Annotated in this window: 18 protein-coding genes; 7 read left to right on the top strand and 11 right to left on the bottom strand. The window is 60.1% G+C overall.

From position 1 onward, the window contains the following. Positions 1-46 precede the first annotated feature (46 nt). From AAC126_RS00385 to AAC126_RS00395, 3 genes are all read right to left on the bottom strand, one after another. Entirely contained in the window at positions 47-439 is a 393-nt protein-coding gene (locus tag AAC126_RS00385) for a hypothetical protein (protein ID WP_339848705.1), read from the bottom strand. A gap of 120 nt (positions 440-559) precedes the next feature. After that, positions 560-1,234 (bottom strand): hypothetical protein, encoded by a 675-nt coding sequence (locus AAC126_RS00390; RefSeq protein WP_339848706.1) that lies wholly within the window; start codon positions 1,232-1,234, stop codon positions 560-562. Positions 1,235-1,313: 79 nt separating this feature from the next. Then, positions 1,314-2,288 carry a glutathione S-transferase family protein gene (locus AAC126_RS00395; RefSeq protein ID WP_339848708.1) on the bottom strand — a complete coding sequence of 325 codons (975 nt, stop codon included), beginning with the start codon at positions 2,286-2,288 and terminating at the stop codon, positions 1,314-1,316. A gap of 129 nt (positions 2,289-2,417) precedes the next feature. Here AAC126_RS00395 and AAC126_RS00400 point away from each other — a divergent pair, with 129 nt between their 5' ends. Together AAC126_RS00400 and AAC126_RS00405 are read left to right on the top strand one after the other, a co-directional pair. Then, positions 2,418-3,089, top strand: coding sequence for a Fe2+-dependent dioxygenase (locus tag AAC126_RS00400; protein WP_339848710.1), 672 nt, complete (start codon positions 2,418-2,420; stop codon positions 3,087-3,089). 163 nt (positions 3,090-3,252) lie between these two features. Then, entirely contained in the window at positions 3,253-4,074 is an 822-nt protein-coding gene (locus AAC126_RS00405) for a hypothetical protein (protein ID WP_339848712.1), read from the top strand. An 18-nt stretch (positions 4,075-4,092) separates the two neighbouring features. Here the strand turns inward: AAC126_RS00405 and AAC126_RS00410 are convergent, their stop codons facing one another. Continuing rightward, a complete protein-coding gene (locus AAC126_RS00410; protein WP_339848714.1) occupies positions 4,093-4,680 on the bottom strand; it encodes an NUDIX hydrolase in 588 nt (195 codons plus the stop codon). A gap of 72 nt (positions 4,681-4,752) precedes the next feature. After that, positions 4,753-6,558: a glucans biosynthesis glucosyltransferase MdoH gene (mdoH, locus tag AAC126_RS00415; protein WP_339848716.1), complete on the bottom strand. Its 1,806-nt coding sequence runs from the start codon at positions 6,556-6,558 to the stop codon at positions 4,753-4,755. A gap of 374 nt (positions 6,559-6,932) precedes the next feature. Between mdoH and AAC126_RS00420 the strand changes: the two genes are divergently transcribed. Further along, complete coding sequence (locus tag AAC126_RS00420) at positions 6,933-8,144, top strand: OpgC domain-containing protein (protein WP_339848718.1); 1,212 nt, start codon at positions 6,933-6,935, stop codon at positions 8,142-8,144. Then, on the top strand, positions 8,141-9,013 hold the full coding sequence (locus tag AAC126_RS00425) for an alpha/beta hydrolase family protein (RefSeq protein ID WP_339848721.1): 873 nt from the start codon (positions 8,141-8,143) through the stop codon (positions 9,011-9,013). Before AAC126_RS00420 ends, AAC126_RS00425 begins: the two co-directional genes overlap by 4 nt. Positions 9,014-9,020: 7 nt before the next feature. Here the strand turns inward: AAC126_RS00425 and AAC126_RS00430 are convergent, their stop codons facing one another. Next, positions 9,021-9,197, bottom strand: a complete 177-nt coding sequence (locus AAC126_RS00430) for a hypothetical protein (protein ID WP_339848723.1) — start codon at positions 9,195-9,197, stop codon at positions 9,021-9,023. Between the two features lie 184 nt (positions 9,198-9,381). On the opposite strand from AAC126_RS00430, the gene AAC126_RS00435 reads away from it, so the two are divergent. The 3 genes from AAC126_RS00435 to AAC126_RS00445 all read left to right on the top strand — a co-directional run bounded on the left by AAC126_RS00435 (position 9,382) and on the right by AAC126_RS00445 (position 12,988). Continuing rightward, positions 9,382-10,920, top strand: coding sequence for a long-chain fatty acid--CoA ligase (locus tag AAC126_RS00435; RefSeq protein WP_339848725.1), 1,539 nt, complete (start codon positions 9,382-9,384; stop codon positions 10,918-10,920). Positions 10,921-10,959: 39 nt separating this feature from the next. After that, positions 10,960-11,853, top strand: coding sequence for an arginine deiminase family protein (locus tag AAC126_RS00440; protein ID WP_339848727.1), 894 nt, complete (start codon positions 10,960-10,962; stop codon positions 11,851-11,853). 97 nt (positions 11,854-11,950) lie between these two features. Continuing rightward, a complete protein-coding gene (locus AAC126_RS00445; RefSeq protein WP_339848730.1) occupies positions 11,951-12,988 on the top strand; it encodes a GSU2403 family nucleotidyltransferase fold protein in 1,038 nt (345 codons plus the stop codon). 1 nt (position 12,989) lies between these two features. On the opposite strand, the gene AAC126_RS00450 is transcribed toward AAC126_RS00445, so the two are convergent. The 5 genes from AAC126_RS00450 to AAC126_RS00470 form a co-directional block, all read right to left on the bottom strand. After that, positions 12,990-13,364, bottom strand: a complete 375-nt coding sequence (locus tag AAC126_RS00450) for a VOC family protein (RefSeq protein WP_339848732.1) — start codon at positions 13,362-13,364, stop codon at positions 12,990-12,992. 32 nt (positions 13,365-13,396) lie between these two features. Next, positions 13,397-14,647 (bottom strand): TIGR04372 family glycosyltransferase, encoded by a 1,251-nt coding sequence (locus AAC126_RS00455; RefSeq protein ID WP_339848734.1) that lies wholly within the window; start codon positions 14,645-14,647, stop codon positions 13,397-13,399. A 4-nt stretch (positions 14,648-14,651) separates the two neighbouring features. Then, positions 14,652-15,569 (bottom strand): DUF3445 domain-containing protein, encoded by a 918-nt coding sequence (locus AAC126_RS00460; protein ID WP_339848736.1) that lies wholly within the window; start codon positions 15,567-15,569, stop codon positions 14,652-14,654. A gap of 7 nt (positions 15,570-15,576) precedes the next feature. Then, positions 15,577-16,344, bottom strand: coding sequence for an FKBP-type peptidyl-prolyl cis-trans isomerase (locus AAC126_RS00465; RefSeq protein WP_339848738.1), 768 nt, complete (start codon positions 16,342-16,344; stop codon positions 15,577-15,579). Positions 16,345-16,424: 80 nt separating this feature from the next. Further along, positions 16,425-17,114: a tetratricopeptide repeat protein gene (locus AAC126_RS00470; protein WP_339848741.1), complete on the bottom strand. Its 690-nt coding sequence runs from the start codon at positions 17,112-17,114 to the stop codon at positions 16,425-16,427. Between the last annotated feature and the right edge of the window lie 151 nt (positions 17,115-17,265).

Genomic DNA, 17,265 nt, shown 5'->3' on the forward strand with positions numbered 1-17,265 from the left:
TTCTGCTTCCGGATGCCGGATGTACGAGAGCTGCTGCCGCCGAAGCTCAATCGTCAGACGAGCCACTTTCTTCAAGCCACTGACAAGCCTCTTCATGGTTCGAGAACAGCTTCGTCTCCTGGCCATACCGGTTTGCGGAAACCGCACGCCAGAGCTTGAGCAGCAAGAAGTCCGCATCCTTGCGAGCCAGAATGGCAATACGGACAGACCGCCGCTTCGGCGTCTGCTCCATATAATCCAGCATTAACTGCATATCCTCCGCCGATATGGCCGACAGATCTGCCTCACGAAAATCCCAGAGCGCGTTCAGGCCGTCCGCATAGCCATCGACCAGACGCATTTCCGCGATGGCCTTCACCATTGACGCGCCGGTAACGGCGCCATGGCAGATGCCCTCGACGAATAGTCCATCGGGCCGTGTCCGGATCTCAAAGCGCATACTGAATTCACAACAAAATTATGCCTGCGACCGCAAAGGGTCGCAGGCTTGGGAAATCCAGACTCTCTTACTTTCAGCTACGCGTCGAGGTACTTTTTCCGCACCTGTAAAACGCCAATTTTAACGGCGCTTCGACATGCCGGCGACAGAGATGTCTCCAGCTCCGATAGCATCCCGCATGGCCTCGAAGCCCTGCGTCATTTCCTCGTACATCTCACGATAGAACTTGAGCTCGGCAATCTCCGCTTCCTGCAGGAAGCCCTGACGCGGCGCGCCGGCATCAAGCAATTTGGCGAAATAACGGCCGCGAGCCTTTGCCGCCATCTGGGCAATGCCCTCGAGCTCGCCCGAGGCGACTTCCATGACGGTTTCCTGGGTCAGATGCCGGTTCTGCTCGTTCCGGTAACGATCCAGCTCACGCGCATATTGCTGCGGGTTGACCCGCATCGCATTGTCCTTGTCATGCAGCCAGGGTGCATTCTGCTTCGCAGCGGCCGGACGGGCCTGCTGAACCTTCTTCGCCTGCTGTGCAGCCCGTTCGGCAGCGGCATTCGCATTGGCTGGACGCGGCGTCCGCGCAGGAGCGGCAACGGCCACTCCGGGGCGATCGGCCCGCTCGGCACGAAGCGGCTGCTTTACGGCCTGAGCCGGCGCTTTCGCGGGAAGTTTGGATGCAGCGGATCCACCGCCCTGACCGTCTTCGGGATATGGATCCCACTCGGCTCCGGTTCCGTTACCAGAAAGATCCTTCAGGCGGGAACCCAGACCCGCTTTCAACGCCGACGTCAGGGACATGTGCTGCTCCTCTCATTCATGGCCGGCACTGCACCGGCATCTCGTAAAGAGATAAAGCAAGGAGCGTGCCGGTTTTGCATCACGCCGCCAGAAGGCGTCCCCGGTCATGCGGACGATGGAAATCAAGCAACGGTCCCTTGGGCACGATGCCCTTCGGGTTGATCCCCTTATGGCTGCCGAAATAATGCTGCTTGATATGCCGGAGATTCACCGTTTCAGCCACGTTCCCGACCTGAAACAATTCCCGCAAATAATTGGAAAGGTTTGGAAAATCAGCAATCATCTGGCGATTGCACTTGAAGTGAGTGAAATAGACCGCATCGAACCGGACAAGCGTGACGAAGAGCCGCCAGTCAGCCTCCGTGATCCGGTTTCCGACGAGATAACGATTCCGGCCAAGCTTCGTCTCAAGCTCATCGAGACGGGCAAACAATGCATCATAGGCTTCTTCATAAGCCTCCTGCGTCCCGGCAAATCCGTTCCGGTAGACCCCATTATTGATGTCGGTATAGACGCCCTCGTTCACGACATCGATTTCCGCCCGCAGACCGGCGGGATAGAGATCCAGATCGGCATCAACGCCCGCCAGTCCGTTGAAGGCAGAGTTAAACATGCGCAAAATCTCGGAGGACTCGTTGGAAACGATCGTGCCCTCCTTCTTGTCCCAGAGCACCGGCACCGTGACGCGGCCCGTATAGGACGGGTTCGCCTTCACATAGACGTCACGCAGGAACCCGGCACCGTTGACCGGATCGTCCGTGCCCTCCGGATCATCGCCAAAGAACCAGCCACCCTCGCCCATATGCGGATCGACGACGGAAATATCGATATGCGGCGCCAGCCCTTTCAGGGATCGGGCAATCAATGTGCGATGGGCCCAGGGGCAGGCGTAGGACACATAGAGATGATAGCGGCCGGACTCCGGAGCAAACCGGGCACCCGGTATATCCTCGACGGCATTACGAAAAGCCGAGTCCTGGCGCTTGAAACGGCCGTTTTCAGTTTTGGCGGTTGCATCGTCCGGCTGCCATTCGCCCTCGATCAGCATGCCCATACCCGGTTCTCCCGCGTTTATTGCGATGCTTCAAATCTGGCGACTATGGCTGTCACATCAAGGCTCGTATTTGGAAACGGTCCTGTTACCATGCGGGCCAATTACCATGCGGGAAGGGAAATTGGGGCCATGGTTGCGGTCATACGTGAGCTACTGAGCAAGGATCAGGTGAAAACCATCGCGGCGAAGCTGTTTTCGGCGCAATTCATTGATGGCAGCTCGAGCGGCGGCCCGCTCGGCAAGGACATCAAGAAGAACACCCAGGTACCGCCGAACAGCCCGCAATACCGGGAAATGGCGGATATGGTCATGGGCGCGATGAAGGCCAACGAGACTGTCGCCATCAAGGCTCTTCCCCGGCGCATCCTGTCGCCGATCTTCGCCTCCTACACCACCGGGAACAAATATGGCGAGCATATCGACGCCGCGCTGATGGGCCCCTATCCCGGCATGCGCACCGATCTCTCGATCACCATTTTCCTGAACAAGCCGGATGCCTATCAGGGTGGCGAGCTGGTGCTGAGCACCGATTTCGGTGATCAGGTCTACAAGGAAAACCCGGGCGACGCGGTGCTCTACCCGACGCATTACCTGCATCATGTGAACCCGGTGACATCCGGACGGCGGCTTGCCATCGTCACCTGGATGGAAAGCATGGTGCCCGATCCCCTGAAGCGGGAAGTGATCGGCGATCTGGCGGAAACCCAGGCGATCCTGACCAGCTCCGACGTGGACAAGCGCGCCGTGCTGATGCTTGAAAAGGGTCGGCTCAACCTGCTCCGCATGTGGGCACAGCCTTGAGTTAGTCGGGGCTAGATGACCAGAGACTAGGCCCAGGGCTCGTTGGTTGATCCAGAAAATGACGGTCTATGCGATGTAGATTGCGAACATGGACAGTCATCCAATTGGGCTATCCAAAAACCGGAAGTATTCCATGTCTTATACGTCCTAGAGCCCATAAGCGATGATCAAAAAACAGTCGATGATTACGACCACTGCAAGAGCGTTCGTAATAGCGAGGTACTTAAAAAATCTTCACACGGAGATTGGAACCGACCAATACAAGAGTAGCCTGATCAGGCGGGAACACGGCACTGGCAGTGGATTTTTCGGCGTGAGTAACACAGGGAGTGCCGATTGCCTTAAGGAAAATTTCCGGAAACTGACCGACTCCCTTGGGTTGAGCTACCGCCACCTATCAAATATTTATTACCGCACTGAAACATGTGTTGATATCGTCAACTTTGACAAAAAGATTTTTCGCGTCGAGCATACCGTCGAATTGAAGGATCTATACATCGAGTTCGAGGAGCAATTCATCTGTGGTCTCCGGAAGCTTTCGCCAGCTGCAATTGCAGCCTGGATAGTCCGAAATCAGGTCACGTGCCTTATTAAGCAGGCCGAGCAGCGATCATCCCGCGACTATGACGTCAACATTCCGTTCTCGAAGTACAATCGCTTGGTCTTTGACGATAGCGGTCGCGACGTCTCCCGACTTAGCCGGAGTCAGTTAATAGAGTTGAACGACACCCGCTATTCCGACGAACTTGAGGCCATGAGAACCTGGGACTTCGAAGCAGCCATCACCAAGGCCGAGACGGCCTTGCTGCATCGCCCACAGAAAAAGCACACATTACCGGATACTAATGTTGCCAGATATTACTTCGATCAAGAACTGCCCTTGATCAATAACCACTACCGCCACAAACTGGATAAGATTAGCAACCCCAACTCGAAATGGCACTCGCCGGATCGGCTTAAGCGTTATTATAAGTGTTATTATTGAGCCTAGATAGCCCGCTAATTAAATAATGTGTCTCGCGAGTTCGGCTGGCAACATGCCGCGCCGGGCCAGCGCATCGGCTTTCAGCAGCATGGTCTGGGCAATAGCATCCACGATCACGCCGCTAAGCGCCATTTCCACCGCTTCACGCACCGGCATGCGGCGCAACTCAAGCCGCTCGCACGCTTCCGGTTGCGCCACGCCTTCTTCAAGGTCCCAGGCGATGAAACCGATTGCCTGCTCGTCCGTGATTGAGTTCGAGAGATCCATTCGCAGGATTTCCTGCCAGCCCCCAGCCTTCAGGCCGGTTTCCTCAAGCAGTTCCCGTTCGGCAGAGCCTTGCGGATCGTCAAAGGACCCGCCGCCTTCCGGCAATTCCCAACTGTAATAATCGCGCGGAAAACGATGCTGGCCAACCAGCCAGGTCATTCCCTCGCCATCTACCGGCAGGATACCGACCGCCAGCCCCTTCACCCGGACAACGCCATAGAGGCCAGGGTTCCCGTTCGGATCGATCACATCATGCTCGACAACGCGGATCCACGGATTGTCGTAAACATCCCGTGCCTCGACCACCTGCCAGACCGCTTGATCCTGCCGTTCCGTCATCACCGTACGCTCCCGTTTTTACGCGAGCGAACCCTAAGCGAGCACAGGCAAGAACAAAAGAGCGATAGCCGCTCAGGCGCGCTCCGGATCGGCGAGAGGGCGAACAGCCGGAGCGGCACGGAGAACAGGCGCTGGCTGGGGCACCGAGCCCCGCACGTCCCGCAGCACTTCCGGGACCAGACTTTCCTCGGGAATGGCGCAGAGCCCGAACCGTCGGAAAAGCCGTCCCAGAAACGGCGACGCCGTCACGACAGCGAACGGCACAGAGAACAGAAGGCCGGCGATCACGGGCGTTGCCCACGGCAGGATATTCGGCGCGACGAATAGAAGTGCCGTCAGGAAAGTGCCGCCCAGCGCCGTTTGCAGCCAGAGGCCACTCAACGCTTCCCGCAACGTCACCCGCCTGTCGTCCCGCTCCTGCGCATCCCACCTGATCCGCTTGCCGAAGAACAGGCCGAACACGAAGACGGTCTGCGCCAATGCGACAACCGGCGACAGCAACAGCGAAAATACTGTCTCCAGCACGGTTCCGGCGGCAACCCGCAGGCCTCCGCCATAAGATCGGCGCCCCTTGCGGCGCAGCGCGATATCGAGAATACCGAACAGCTTCGGCGCAAAGGTCATGACCATAACGGCGGCGAACAACGCCAGACCGAAACCGGGTGCGCCCACGGCGGCTCCAGTCCCACCATTGGAGAACGCCGACAGACATAGATCCGCCAGCCCCAATCCCATGAAGGCATACCAGAGCGGGGCTCCAGTATACATCATGATGGCGAGCAGCAATTGCAGACGCCCCATCGGGCGGACGCCCCGGATCAGTGAGGGATGCCGGAACAGTTTCAGATATTGCATGTTGCCCTGACACCAGCGCAGATCGCGGGTCAGGAAATCCGGCAGGGTGGTCGGATTTTCCTCGTAGCTGCCCTCTTCCAGCGGCAGCACCCGGACCCCGTAGCCGCCTCGGCGCATGAATACCGCCTCGACCTGGTCGTGGCTCAGGATCTCGCCGCCGAGCGGACGTGTTCCTGGCAGCGTCGGAAGGGTGCAATTCCGCCGGAAAGCCTCAAGCCGCAGGATGGCATTGTGCCCCCAGTATGGTCCGTCAGGGCCTTGCCACCAGGCGCTCCCCGTCGTGTAGGAGCGCATGCCGTGACGCATGCCGAACTGGAACATCCGGGCGAAGGCGCTGCTGGCGGGCATACCCGTCACCAGGGTCTGCAGGATGCCGAGATCGGGATTGTGCTGCATCAGCCGGACCAGGCGCAGGATCGCCGGACCGGACATCACGCTGTCCGCATCCAGCACGATCATGAAATCGAAACCGTCTCCCCAGCGCGTACAGAAATCCTCGATATTGCCAACCTTCTGACGGCTGTTATCTGTCCGGCGACGGTAATGCAGCCGGTCCGGGCGCTCGTTTCCATCCCGCCATGCCTCGAACAGGGCCTGCTCGCGCTGCACGATGTCCGGATCGGTCGTATCGCTCAAAAGAAAAACATCGAAGGTGTCGGAGAGCCCTGTCGCGTCCAGACTGTCCGTCACCGCTTTCAGGTTACCGACGACCAGATCGGGGCTCTCGTTATGCACCGGCATGATGATCGCCGTCCGGCTGCCGATCGCGGATGTCTCGTCCTCCAGCCCGGCAAGGCCTGTCACCGACGGCAGCCAATCGCGCTTGAAATGCAGCAGGGAAAAACCGATCACCGCGTTCCAGAACCCGATCACCATCCACGGCGTGTTCAGGGCGAACACCGTGATCATGGCGATTTCAATGGCCCGCAGACCGTCTGCCGCGAAGACATATGTCAGCGCCGACACCAGAGCGAGAATGCTGCCGCAGACCAGGGAGGCGAAGAAGACACGCCGTGCGGTCATCCTCTGCCTATAAACCGGAACACCCGCCCCAAAGTACCGTCCTGCGTCCATAGTCCCTAAATCCACCGGCCATCTCCACGCGTCATCAGCCACGCAATACGCATCCAGCGGCGGCCGTACCGCTATCCGCGCAATACCGCCCGCTCCAATGGACCAGGACGATGTCTTTTTTATGGTTGCGGGAGATAGGACACGCTTCCTCTTCCCAGGCAACATTTCAGAGATTTGGTCTGGAACAGCCCGCCCGTCAGCAAAACAAGCATCACAAGATCGCGAGACCAAATTGACTGGAGTTCCAGCATATTCCGGCGCTTATAGGCTCTGTGGCATGATGATGACGGCGTGCGGATTTCCGCAGCCGATGAGTGAGGACCATGGCAGAGCAAGCGACCAAGACGCGACGGCAGCGCGACCCGAGGCTCGACTTCTTTCGCGGAGTCGCGATGCTGATCATCTTCATCGCCCATGTCCCGCAAAATCACTGGTCGAACTTCATTCCGGCGCGGTTCGGGTTTTCCGACGCGGCCGAAATGTTCGTCTTCTGCTCCGGCTTCGCCGCCGCCATCGCCTTTGGCGGCACTTTCATCAAGGCCGGGTTCTGGCACGGAACCGGCCGCGTGCTGTACCGGATCTGGCAGCTCTACACCGCGCACATCCTGATCTTCTTCCTGATCACGGGTCTGATGCTGGCGGGAAATGCCACCTTCGCAGAGCCGGACTATATCGATCGTCTGAACCTGCATTTTTTCTTCAACGAGACGCCAAAAGCCCTGCTCGGCCTGCTGACGCTGACCTATGTGCCGAACTATTTCGACATCATGCCGATGTATATGGGTGCCCTGCTGATGATCCCGGTCTTCATGGCCCTGGCGCGGATCCACCCCCTGCTCGCGATCGCATTCTCCCTATCCGTCTATTGCCTGAACTGGGTCCTTGACGGAGGCCTGCCGGCGCATCCGAACAATCCGGATATAGAGTGGTTCTTCAATCCGTTCGGCTGGCAACTGGTGTTCTTCACCGGCTTCGCCATCTCCCGCGGCTGGTTGACTCCGCCACCTTTCAACCGCGCCTTGATGGCGTCCTGCATCATCTTCGTCGTTGCTGCCGCACCGGTCTCCCATTGGTGGTTCTTCGTCGGTTACAAAGAGAGCCTGCCGTTCCTGGCCGACTGGCGGGAGCTCACCCTGCCCTGGCGGGCCAAGACCGATTACGGCATCCTCCGTTTCATCCACTTCCTGGCCCTGGCCTATATTGTGGTCAATCTTGTGCGTGGCCGCGAACACCTGCTGCTGCACAAGGCCTGCCATCCGATCCGCACGGTCGGCCAGCAGGCGCTCCCGGTCTTTCTGCTGAACATGTGGCTGGCGCAGCTTGGCGGCATGGTGCTGGACCAGCTTGGCCGCAACCAGGCGAGCTGGGCACTGGTGAACCTGACCGGCCTCGCTGTCGTGGTGCTGTTCGCCTATCTGGTAACGGCGATCAAGAAGGAATGGTGGCGCAAGGCGATTGAGAACCGCGCCGCCGCATCGGTGGAGCGAAAAAGCCCGGCAAACCCGGCCAGTGCGGCCCTGTCCCCGGCAGAATGACGGCCCGTCACACTCTCATCCGGCCAGCCATTGCGCTTGTTGCCCTTTTTCTGACACTGGCGAGCGCTGACGCGGAGCTCAAGGAAAGCCTTTCCGTCGAGAGCCCGGCCCTCAACGGCCCCATGAAATACTCGCTGTTCCTGCCGGAGGCGCAAAGCGCGCGGCTGCCCGTTCTCTATCTGCTGCACGGACTCGGCGGCCATGAACGCGACTGGCAGGCCCTCGGGCATATCGCACAAACGGCAACGCGCCTGATCCGGCAGAACGCCATCCCGCCCATGGCCATCGTCATGCCGGACGGCGCAAACAGCTGGTATGTGAATTCGGAGAAGCACGGGCTTTATGAAGATGCCCTGCTGGAAGACCTGATACCGGAGACGGAAAGAACCCACGGATTTGGTGGCGACCGGTCCCGGCGGGCGATTGCCGGTCTGTCGATGGGAGGGTACGGGGCTTTCAGGCTGGCATTCCGGTATCCGGACCGTTTCGCCATGACCGCCGGTCTGAGCGCCGCGATCTTCCCGGATCTGGAAGCTGCAGAAGATGTTTCCCGGCAGCAGATCGGCTTTTTCAAGGGAGTGTTCGGGGAGCCGTTCGACGTTGCCGAGTTCAACCGGCAGAATTTTTTCTCGGATATCCCCTCACTCATGGCAATTGACGAGCGCCCGGCGATCTGGATCACCGTCGGGGATGATGACGGGTTCGGCCTCTATGAAGGAAATATCGCTCTGTACCAGGCGCTGAAGCAGGCCGACATACCGGTCGAGTTCCGGATGACGGACGGCAATCACACCTGGCGGCTCTGGCGTGCCGAGATAGAGAACGTCCTGCGCTATTACGGGCGCGTTCTGGCTACCGGAACCGAGTAACCCGCGTTCAGTTGACGAGCACCAGATCCAGCTCAAACAGCTCATCATCTTCGGTCAGCGACCAGTCACCGCCCATGACCTCGACCATCTCGCTGCCGTCATTGAACAGGAACGCCGCATCGAAAGCGTCGTCGTTGCTGCTCAAACCGTAATCGTCTGCATGTTTCGGAATGTAACGCATCATCTACTCCTGCTTTGACCGTTAGCCGTACGTTTCACTCGCTCCCGAACTGATAATTCAGTCTCAGCAATAGCCGTGCCAGTTTTGGCCCACTTTTAATGGTGATAACGCCCCGCGCTCTGGTCAGTTGGCCTGACCTGCTGCTAGATTTCCCGCGACCGACGCAAGATCGGCGGGGAGGAACAGAATGAATCAGGCAGCTTTACTGGCGCAGGTCGCGCGGATCCATGGCGACCGGCCGGCGATTTCCTACGGGCAGCGGGTCTGCCGGACCTATGCGGAGCTCGGTGACCGGGCCGCCCGCCTTGCAGGAGCCCTGCGGGGCGAGCTTGACCTGATGCCAGGCGACCGGGTCGCGCTGGCCATGAAGAACGACCCGCTCTATCTGGAAATCCTCTACGCCATCTGGCATGCCGGGCTCGCCGCCGTGCCGATCAATGCCAAGCTGCACCCGAAAGAACTTGCCTTCATCCTCTATAACAGCGGCGCCAAGGCCTGTTTCGCAACGCCGGACGTCGCCGGGACGCTGGCTGGCGTGAAGGCGGAAGCCCCCGATCTTGAGCATCTGATCGCCATCGACGATCCGGATTTCGAGGAGCTGTTCGACGCGGCGCCAATCCCGGCCGCAACCGTCGATCCGGATGCGCTCTGCTGGCTGTTCTACACCTCCGGCACCACCGGCAGACCGAAGGGCGCGATGATCACCCATCGCAGCCTGATGTTCGCCACCACGAACTATCTCGCCGACGTTGACCAGATCAGCGAGTTCGACTGCATGATCCATGCGGCGCCGATGAGCCACGGCTCCGGCCTCTACGCCATGCCGCATGTGGCGCGCGGGGCAAATAACGTGGTGCCGCAGAGCGGCGGCTATGATGTCGAGGAATGCCTGGAGCTGATCCGGCACTGGCCCGGCGCCAGCTTCTTCTTCGCGCCGACCATGGTCAGCCGTCTGCTGAACCACCCGGGCACCGCCACCGCCGATCTCGCGAATCTGAAAACCATCGTCTATGGCGGCGGGCCGATGTATCTGGAAGACACGCTGAAGGCGCTGGATGTGCTTGGCCCGAAGCTGACGCAGATCTACGGCCTCGGCGAAGCACCGATGACCATCACCGGCCTGCCCAAGTCGGCATTCCTTGACCGGGATCACCCGCGCTATCTCGCCCGCCTCGCTTCCGCCGGGTTCGCCCGCACCGGTGTCGAGGTCCGCGTGGTGGACACGGACGGCAAGGATGTTCCTTACGGGGAGACCGGAGAGATTATCTGCCGGGGCGATATCGTCATGGCCGGCTACTGGCTGAACCCGGACGCAACGGCCAGCACCCTGCGTGACGGTTGGCTCTGGACAGGCGATCTCGGTGCCATGGACGAGGATGGCTACGTCACCCTGAAAGACCGCTCCAAGGACATGATCATTTCCGGCGGCACCAACATCTATCCCCGCGAGATCGAGGAAGTGCTGCTGCGTCATCCGGGCGTCTATGAATGCGCCGTGGTCGGCCGCCCGCATGCGGACTGGGGAGAGGAAGTCGTCGCTTTCGTGGTGCCGCAGCCGGAACAGCAGATCGACACCGCCGAGCTGGACACGCTTTGCCTCGATAATATCGCCCGCTTCAAACGGCCGAAGGAATACCGGCTGGTCACCGCCCTGACCAAGAACAATTACGGCAAAATCCTGAAGACAGAGCTTCGCGACTTGCTGGCGGCGGAAGCGGAAGGCTAAGCTGCCAGCTCATTTCGCGACTCTTTTCCGGATTTTTCGATGACACCTGGCTCGAACGCCTTCGCCGTTGCCTCCGAGTATGGCGTCCTCAAGGACGTCTATCTCTGCCGCCCCGATAATTTCCAGTGGTCCGACGTCGCCAAGGAAGACACCACCGCCAATGCCGTGGTCCGGGCCACCCTGCGCGACGGCGTTCCGTTCGACAAGGCTGCCGCCCTCTCCGGCTATCAGGAATTTATCGCCGCCTATGAAGGCGCCGGTGTCACCTGCCATTTCGCTGACACCGATCCGACTTTGAGCTACCAGATCTATACTCGCGATCCATCCGTGATGACGCCATGGGGTGTCTTCCTCGGCCAGATGTACCGCCAACAACGCCGGGGCGAAATCGCCACCACCTACCGGTTCTATGAAAAACGCGGCATTCCGGTCTGGAACTGGGCCACGGCCGGGCCGATTGAAGGCGGCGATATCCACCTGATCAAGCCAGGCGTCGCGGTTATCGGCTATACCGGCCAGCGCACCTGCGAGCCGGCGGCAAAACAGCTTCAGGCCTGGCTCCAGGCAGAAGGCTGGGAATGCCGGATCCAGAAATTCGCCGAGCATTTCCTGCATCTCGACCTGCTCTACGCTACCGTGAACGAACGCCTCGCCCTGATGTGCCTCGACGTGCTGGACGACGATTTCGTCGAATGGGTCGCCGGACACGGCATCAAGCCGGTGCCGGTGACCTACAAGGAAGCGATGCTGCTCCAGTGCAATTGCATGTCCCTCGGCAATGACCGGGTGATTTCGTCGAAAAGCGCGAAGCGGGTCAACGAGGCTCTGCGCGCCGAGGGCATCACCGTGCTCGACCCGGATCTGTCGATGTTCACCCAAGCCGGTGGCGGGCCTCGGTGCCTCTCGATGTCGCTGCTGCGGGAAGCTGTCTGAAGACGGAACAAACCTTGCCACACAAAACAATTATTGTGTGGCAAGGTTAAACATTCTACATTTGCCACACGCGAATTATTTTGTGTGGCAAGATTAAATGGCTGAAATTTACCAAAGACACTCGCCAACAGCACTCGCGGCCTACCATGATCTCGTGGCCCTCCTCATGGACGAGGCCGTATCCGAAATTCGCGGCACGCCCACTATGCGCAAGCGAGGCGGACGTCAATACTGGTACGATCGATATCGGGTTGGCGCCGAAATAAAAGAGCGCTATCTCGGCGAAGATACCGATGCATTGCGGCTGCGTCTAAATGACCACAAACGCCTGGAAGAACAGCGCGATGCCCGGCGCAAGGAACGCACACGCTTGGTGCGGCTGCTCCGCAGCGAGCGGTTCGCGGGCATGGACGGCGCAACGGGAAGCCTGATCGCCGCGCTCGCTCGGGCGGGTACCTTCAGGCTTGGCGGAGTCCTTGTCGGCACCAACGCCTTCCGTGTCTATGAAGGCGAACTGGGTCTTCGCCTCACGCTGGATCAGGCGGCGATGACAAACGATATCAATATCGCCAGCTTCGAAAAACTCTCCCTCGCTCTGGGGGAAGAGGTCCTGCCCTCGATCAACACTGTCCTCGCCGACTTCGAATTCGATCCCGTCCCCAGCCTCCACACCGGACAGATATGGCGCTGGCGGCAAAGCAAGAGCCAGACCCTTGTCGAATTCCTGACGCCGTCCTTCGACGAAAAGGAAGATCTGCGTGAGCTCGCCGCACTCGGCGTCAGCGCCCAATCACTTCATTATCTGAACTACCTGATTGCCGATTCCATACACTCGGCAGCGGTCTATCGCGACGGTATTCTCGTGCAGGTACCGAGTCCCGAACGGTTCGCCATTCACAAGCTCATCATAGCCGATCGACGTATTGGCGGCCCCGAAAGCCTGAAGGCCCGAAAGGACAGGCTTCAAGCCGAACTCCTGATTGCCGTCCTTGCCGAAGACCGGCCAAGCGAACTGGTTGAGGCCTACGAGGACGCAATGGAACGAGGTCCCCGTTGGAGCGAGCGCCTCGTCCGTAGCCTTGAAAAATCGCCCCAAACGAAGAATCTGCTGATGAAAGCGTCCGGCGCGCGCTGACCTAACGCGGAAACGTCACCGCCTCGATCTTGTTCCCGTCCGGGTCGCGGATGAAGGCGCCGTAATAGACGGTCATCTGGGCCTGTCGTTCTCCCGGTGCGCCATCGTCGCGTCCGCCCTGCGTTAGTGCGGCAGCATGGAAGGCGTCGACGGCTTCCCGGGAGCCGGCACGCAGACAGATATGGATGCCCGTTCCCTCCAGGACAGCCTCCATGCCGGGGCGGAGGTTGAGCCAGAATTCCGGGTATTTTTTGCCGAAACCGATGGTGTGTTCCCGCTCGGCGAGGCGTGTGAAGCCGAGTCGCGCCAGCACAGCGTCATAGAAGGCCGCACTGCGCGTGAGATCAGAAACGGCGATGGAGACATGATCGATCATCGGCCGAGCCTAACCGGGCCCGGCAGGTTCCGTCACGCAAGAAACCACGGATTGAGCCCGGCCCAGGCGGCCGAAAGCGTGCCCATGTTGTGGGCGTAGGCATAAACATCATTCCCCTGGAAACGGGCGATTTCGTTGTCCCGGATCAGCTCTTCGTAGCTCTTGCTCATCGCGACGAAACGCGCATTGGCAGCGTCATCCGGTGCCGGCCCGCCACCAAGCCGGGCGTGCATTTCCTCTACCGCCGCCAACAGATCACCCGCGGAACAATCCTCGGCCCGGAAGCCATGTTCCGCGTACCAGTCCTGATCCGGTAACGGCCCCGCCACCAACCGGTTTGGCAGCATGCAGGACAACTGTTCCTCATAGGAAAGCGGCGTTGCGCTGTCTCCGCGATAGAGTGGTTTGAAGAGGAAAAGATCGCTGTCGAGATGATGGCTCATCACCGTCGGCAACAAGTTGGTGTTGACGCTCGGGCGCCCGAACGCGCGGGCCAGGGCTTCCGGACCGGACTGGCAGTTCAGCGAGAAGCTGCAGGTGGCCATCAGATAAATGTCGAGGAAATCCTCGGCGCGCGGATCATGGGCCAGATCAATCACTTTTCCGGACGGATGGATGAACGGCTCGGAGTTTTCTCCCCCCAAACGGAAAACCGTGTAACCGGCCTGGACGAGCCAGTCGACAGCGGGCCGGAAGTTGGCGGGGTCAACCGTGCGCAGCTTCCCGTAAGGCGCGCTACCGGCATCATGCGCGTACCCTTCCTCCCGCATATGCAGGGTCACGTAAGGGCTACCCGGCTCCAGTCCGATGCCCGCGAGCCAGCGCTCCCCCGCCGAACGCATTTCATCGTCGAGCTTGAGATGCACCAGCGGTTTTCGCGCCGCGCGGTGTTGCGTATAGGCGCGGTAAAATTTGTGAGTGTGGACAAGACAGAGATCGAACGGCCCCATCCGGACAATCCCCCGGTCGAGATCCCGTAGCAGCAGCAAGGGCGCATGCTGGGTTTCCGCCATGCCGAAATCCCGGGCCAGCAGATCGTAGAGCGGGCGCTTCATCGTCGGCACGGCACGGGGCGGCGTCAGCAGCACGATCCGGTCGTATTCCGCGCAGTAGAGCGAGGCCAAATAGTGCGGCTCCGGCGCCAGATGGCCGATCGCGTCCGCATAGGGCATGGGATAGACCAGCGTCCGGGCACCGTCCTTCAGGTGCGGCTCCAGTGCACGGCCAAGAATCGTCAGCGTTTCCGGCTTGCGCAGCTCTCCGAGCAGGGCTTCAACATCCATCCGCTCAGGCAGCCCGTTCCATCAGCGCTCCGAGATAACCGTCCAGCGCCTCGCGGAACGGGATCAGGCTCTTGTAGCGCTGCATACCCTCGGGCATATCCGCGATCGCGCCGCGCAGACTTGCCGCAAGATCCGGCCGCCCTTCAAGCGCACAGAGAGGATCGACGAAAGTGCGAATGGTGAACAGGATATCGCCCGATTGCGGCAACCGCCGCAAGGTCTGCCGCTCGATGCGAAGCCAGAGACACTTACCGGCATTCTCTGCCGTGATCTCTCTGTGCTGCACAGTCGAAGAGTGGCCGGAAGTCTGGAACAGGGCGGGATCGTCAAGGATCGACCAGTTGAGACGCGATACCGGCTTGTCCGCCTTCAGATGGGTGAAGAACCGGTCCACCGGTTTTCCGAGTTTCTCCGCATAGCCGGAGACCGGCTCGTGAATCCCCATCATCGGTTTGCCCAGCTTCTCGCCAAGCAGCCATCGCCCGGGAAAACAGAGCGAGGCCGCATGCAGCGCGTATCCCGCCTCACCCGGTGTCATCAGACAAAGATCCTCCTGCACCAGCCGGCCGGCGAGGTCGAGGGCATGATCGCCAAAGTCCGAGAGACGATAGGATTTTCCGGTCTCCGCCACATGGACAACGCCCTCGTCGAAGGCAATCAGACCGGGATGACAGCGTTCCAGATTATCCAGCAGAAGCATCAATACTTCACGCTGGGCAGCCTCGCTTCCGGGCAAGTCGGCAAAGACGGCCTCATGCTTCTCCGAAAGCAGCCGTTCTTTCTCGGTCAGCTCCGTTGCGCGGCTATGGTCGACATCGATCCAGTCTTTAAGATCGAGCGCTACCATCCCCATGGCCATCTGGAACTTACCGCTGGCATAGGGCGCGAAACGCGGCCCTCCGGGCATTGTCTTCGCAGTCATCACGCCATCATTTCTCCACCGGATTACCGGCCTCGATCCAGCCAATCATGCCTGTCTCGTGGGTATAAACTTTCGTATATCCGCCCTGCTCGGTCATTGCCCGGGCCAATACCAGGGAGCGTCTGCCGGAACGGCAGATCAGCACCACCTCGTCATCCTGCTTGATCAGCTTTTCCAGGGCATTTGGAAATGATTGTGCGAACTGACCGTCCTTGCCGAAGGCCATCAGCCGCTGTGCGCCGGGAACGGTTCCGGTTTCCGCCCATTCCTCCGGCCGCCGGATATCGAGCACGATAACACCGCGCTCCATCAAGGCCTTCAGCTCCGCATTGCCAATTGACTGGAATTTTGCCGCCTCGACCGAGAGCAGTTCCACTTCGAACCGCAGGGCGGCATTCGGCGGAATCACATTACCTGCGCCGCGCGTGCCATATGCCAGTTGCGGCGGGATGGTGAGTTCGCGCTTGCCCCCGACCTTCATGCCGATGACGCCCTGGTCCCAGCCGGGAATCACCTGACCGGCTCCGAGCGTGAAGGTAAAGGGCTGGTTCCGGTCATGGCTGGAATCGAACTTGGTTCCGTCCAGCAGCCAGCCGGTGTAATGCACCGTTACGGCAGTGTTCTCAGCCGCAATCGCGCCCGTGCCCAGAACCATGTCCAGTACGGTCAACCTGTCCGGAGGGGATTCGTCGGCGGCATGCGCAGACAGCGGGATGAGTGCGGCGCCCCAACCGAGAGCAGCGGCGACACAGGCGGCGGCAATGGATTTCATCATTGGAATTGACCCCGATGCTGCAAATTCAGCCCACAGCGTAACGGGGCGCGCCAACAAGTCAAAACCTGGAAAGTGGCGGCCTATTCCGGCAGTGTCATCCGCCAGGCTTCGGCACCTTTCAGGGCTTCGGCCTGCCCCTTGTCATCAAGCGCGCCACGGACCGCGCGCATGGCCGGCGCAACACCTTCGGCATCCGCGCGCTCGGCCAGAATGAGCCATTTCAGAGCCTCTACGAGGTCCTGATCCACCCCTTCGCCCCGGGCATAAAGAATGCCGAGCGGCAGGAAAGCCTGACGCACGCCCTTGCCCGCGGAAATTTCATAAAGCCGCGCCGCTTCCTTCGGGTCGCGCTTGCCGCCCGAGCCGGTTTCCAGCATGACCGCATAATTGAACTCGGCTTCGCGCAGCCCTGCCTCGGCAGCCGCACCGAACCATTTGCGCGCCAGCGGAAGGGATCTGTCGACGCCCTGCCCGATCTGGTAAAGCACGCCGAGGCGATACTGGGCGAGCGCGAAACCTCCCTCGGCCGCCTTCTTGTACAGCTCGACAGCCTGTGCCTTGTCCGCTTCGCCCTTCGTGCCTTGCGCACCGCGCTCCAGCGCCAGTCCGTAATAAAACTGCGCCTTGGCATCGCCTGCTTCCGCCTGCGCGCGATACCAGTCCATGGCTTCGCCATAGGTCTGACGCTTGCTGTCCGCTGCAAGAGAGGGAGCGGAACACAGACTGAGGAACGCGCATGCTGCGAGGAGTGGCGGGAGTACCCGTTTCAAGGAATTTTCCGTTAATCTGGGGATACGAACGCCGTTACGGCGAAAGAGGTCCGGTACCGGCATTCGGGCGCGGCGCCGGCCCTTCATACCCGACAAGACGGTTCGCTTCCGAGCCGTCCAAAGGCTGACTGTAGCAATTAACCTTACCGAT

The organism is uncultured Nisaea sp. (assembly GCF_963974195.1).
Classification (GTDB): domain Bacteria; phylum Pseudomonadota; class Alphaproteobacteria; order Thalassobaculales; family Thalassobaculaceae; genus Nisaea.

Bases quoted from the DNA above. Each gene is read 5' to 3' on its own strand.
- AAC126_RS00385 (WP_339848705.1), bottom strand. From the start codon at position 439: ATGCGCTTTGAGATCCGGACACGGCCCGATGGACTATTCGTCGAGGGC.
- AAC126_RS00390 (WP_339848706.1), bottom strand. From the start codon at position 1,234: ATGTCCCTGACGTCGGCGTTGAAAGCGGGTCTGGGTTCCCGCCTGAAG.
- AAC126_RS00395 (WP_339848708.1), bottom strand. From the start codon at position 2,288: ATGGGCATGCTGATCGAGGGCGAATGGCAGCCGGACGATGCAACCGCC.
- AAC126_RS00400 (WP_339848710.1), top strand. From the start codon at position 2,418: ATGGTTGCGGTCATACGTGAGCTACTGAGCAAGGATCAGGTGAAAACC.
- AAC126_RS00405 (WP_339848712.1), top strand. From the start codon at position 3,253: ATGATCAAAAAACAGTCGATGATTACGACCACTGCAAGAGCGTTCGTA.
- AAC126_RS00410 (WP_339848714.1), bottom strand. From the start codon at position 4,680: ATGACGGAACGGCAGGATCAAGCGGTCTGGCAGGTGGTCGAGGCACGG.
- mdoH (WP_339848716.1), bottom strand. From the start codon at position 6,558: ATGACCGCACGGCGTGTCTTCTTCGCCTCCCTGGTCTGCGGCAGCATT.
- AAC126_RS00420 (WP_339848718.1), top strand. From the start codon at position 6,933: ATGGCAGAGCAAGCGACCAAGACGCGACGGCAGCGCGACCCGAGGCTC.
- AAC126_RS00425 (WP_339848721.1), top strand. From the start codon at position 8,141: ATGACGGCCCGTCACACTCTCATCCGGCCAGCCATTGCGCTTGTTGCC.
- AAC126_RS00430 (WP_339848723.1), bottom strand. From the start codon at position 9,197: ATGATGCGTTACATTCCGAAACATGCAGACGATTACGGTTTGAGCAGC.
- AAC126_RS00435 (WP_339848725.1), top strand. From the start codon at position 9,382: ATGAATCAGGCAGCTTTACTGGCGCAGGTCGCGCGGATCCATGGCGAC.
- AAC126_RS00440 (WP_339848727.1), top strand. From the start codon at position 10,960: ATGACACCTGGCTCGAACGCCTTCGCCGTTGCCTCCGAGTATGGCGTC.
- AAC126_RS00445 (WP_339848730.1), top strand. From the start codon at position 11,951: ATGGCTGAAATTTACCAAAGACACTCGCCAACAGCACTCGCGGCCTAC.
- AAC126_RS00450 (WP_339848732.1), bottom strand. From the start codon at position 13,364: ATGATCGATCATGTCTCCATCGCCGTTTCTGATCTCACGCGCAGTGCG.
- AAC126_RS00455 (WP_339848734.1), bottom strand. From the start codon at position 14,647: ATGGATGTTGAAGCCCTGCTCGGAGAGCTGCGCAAGCCGGAAACGCTG.
- AAC126_RS00460 (WP_339848736.1), bottom strand. From the start codon at position 15,569: ATGACTGCGAAGACAATGCCCGGAGGGCCGCGTTTCGCGCCCTATGCC.
- AAC126_RS00465 (WP_339848738.1), bottom strand. From the start codon at position 16,344: ATGATGAAATCCATTGCCGCCGCCTGTGTCGCCGCTGCTCTCGGTTGG.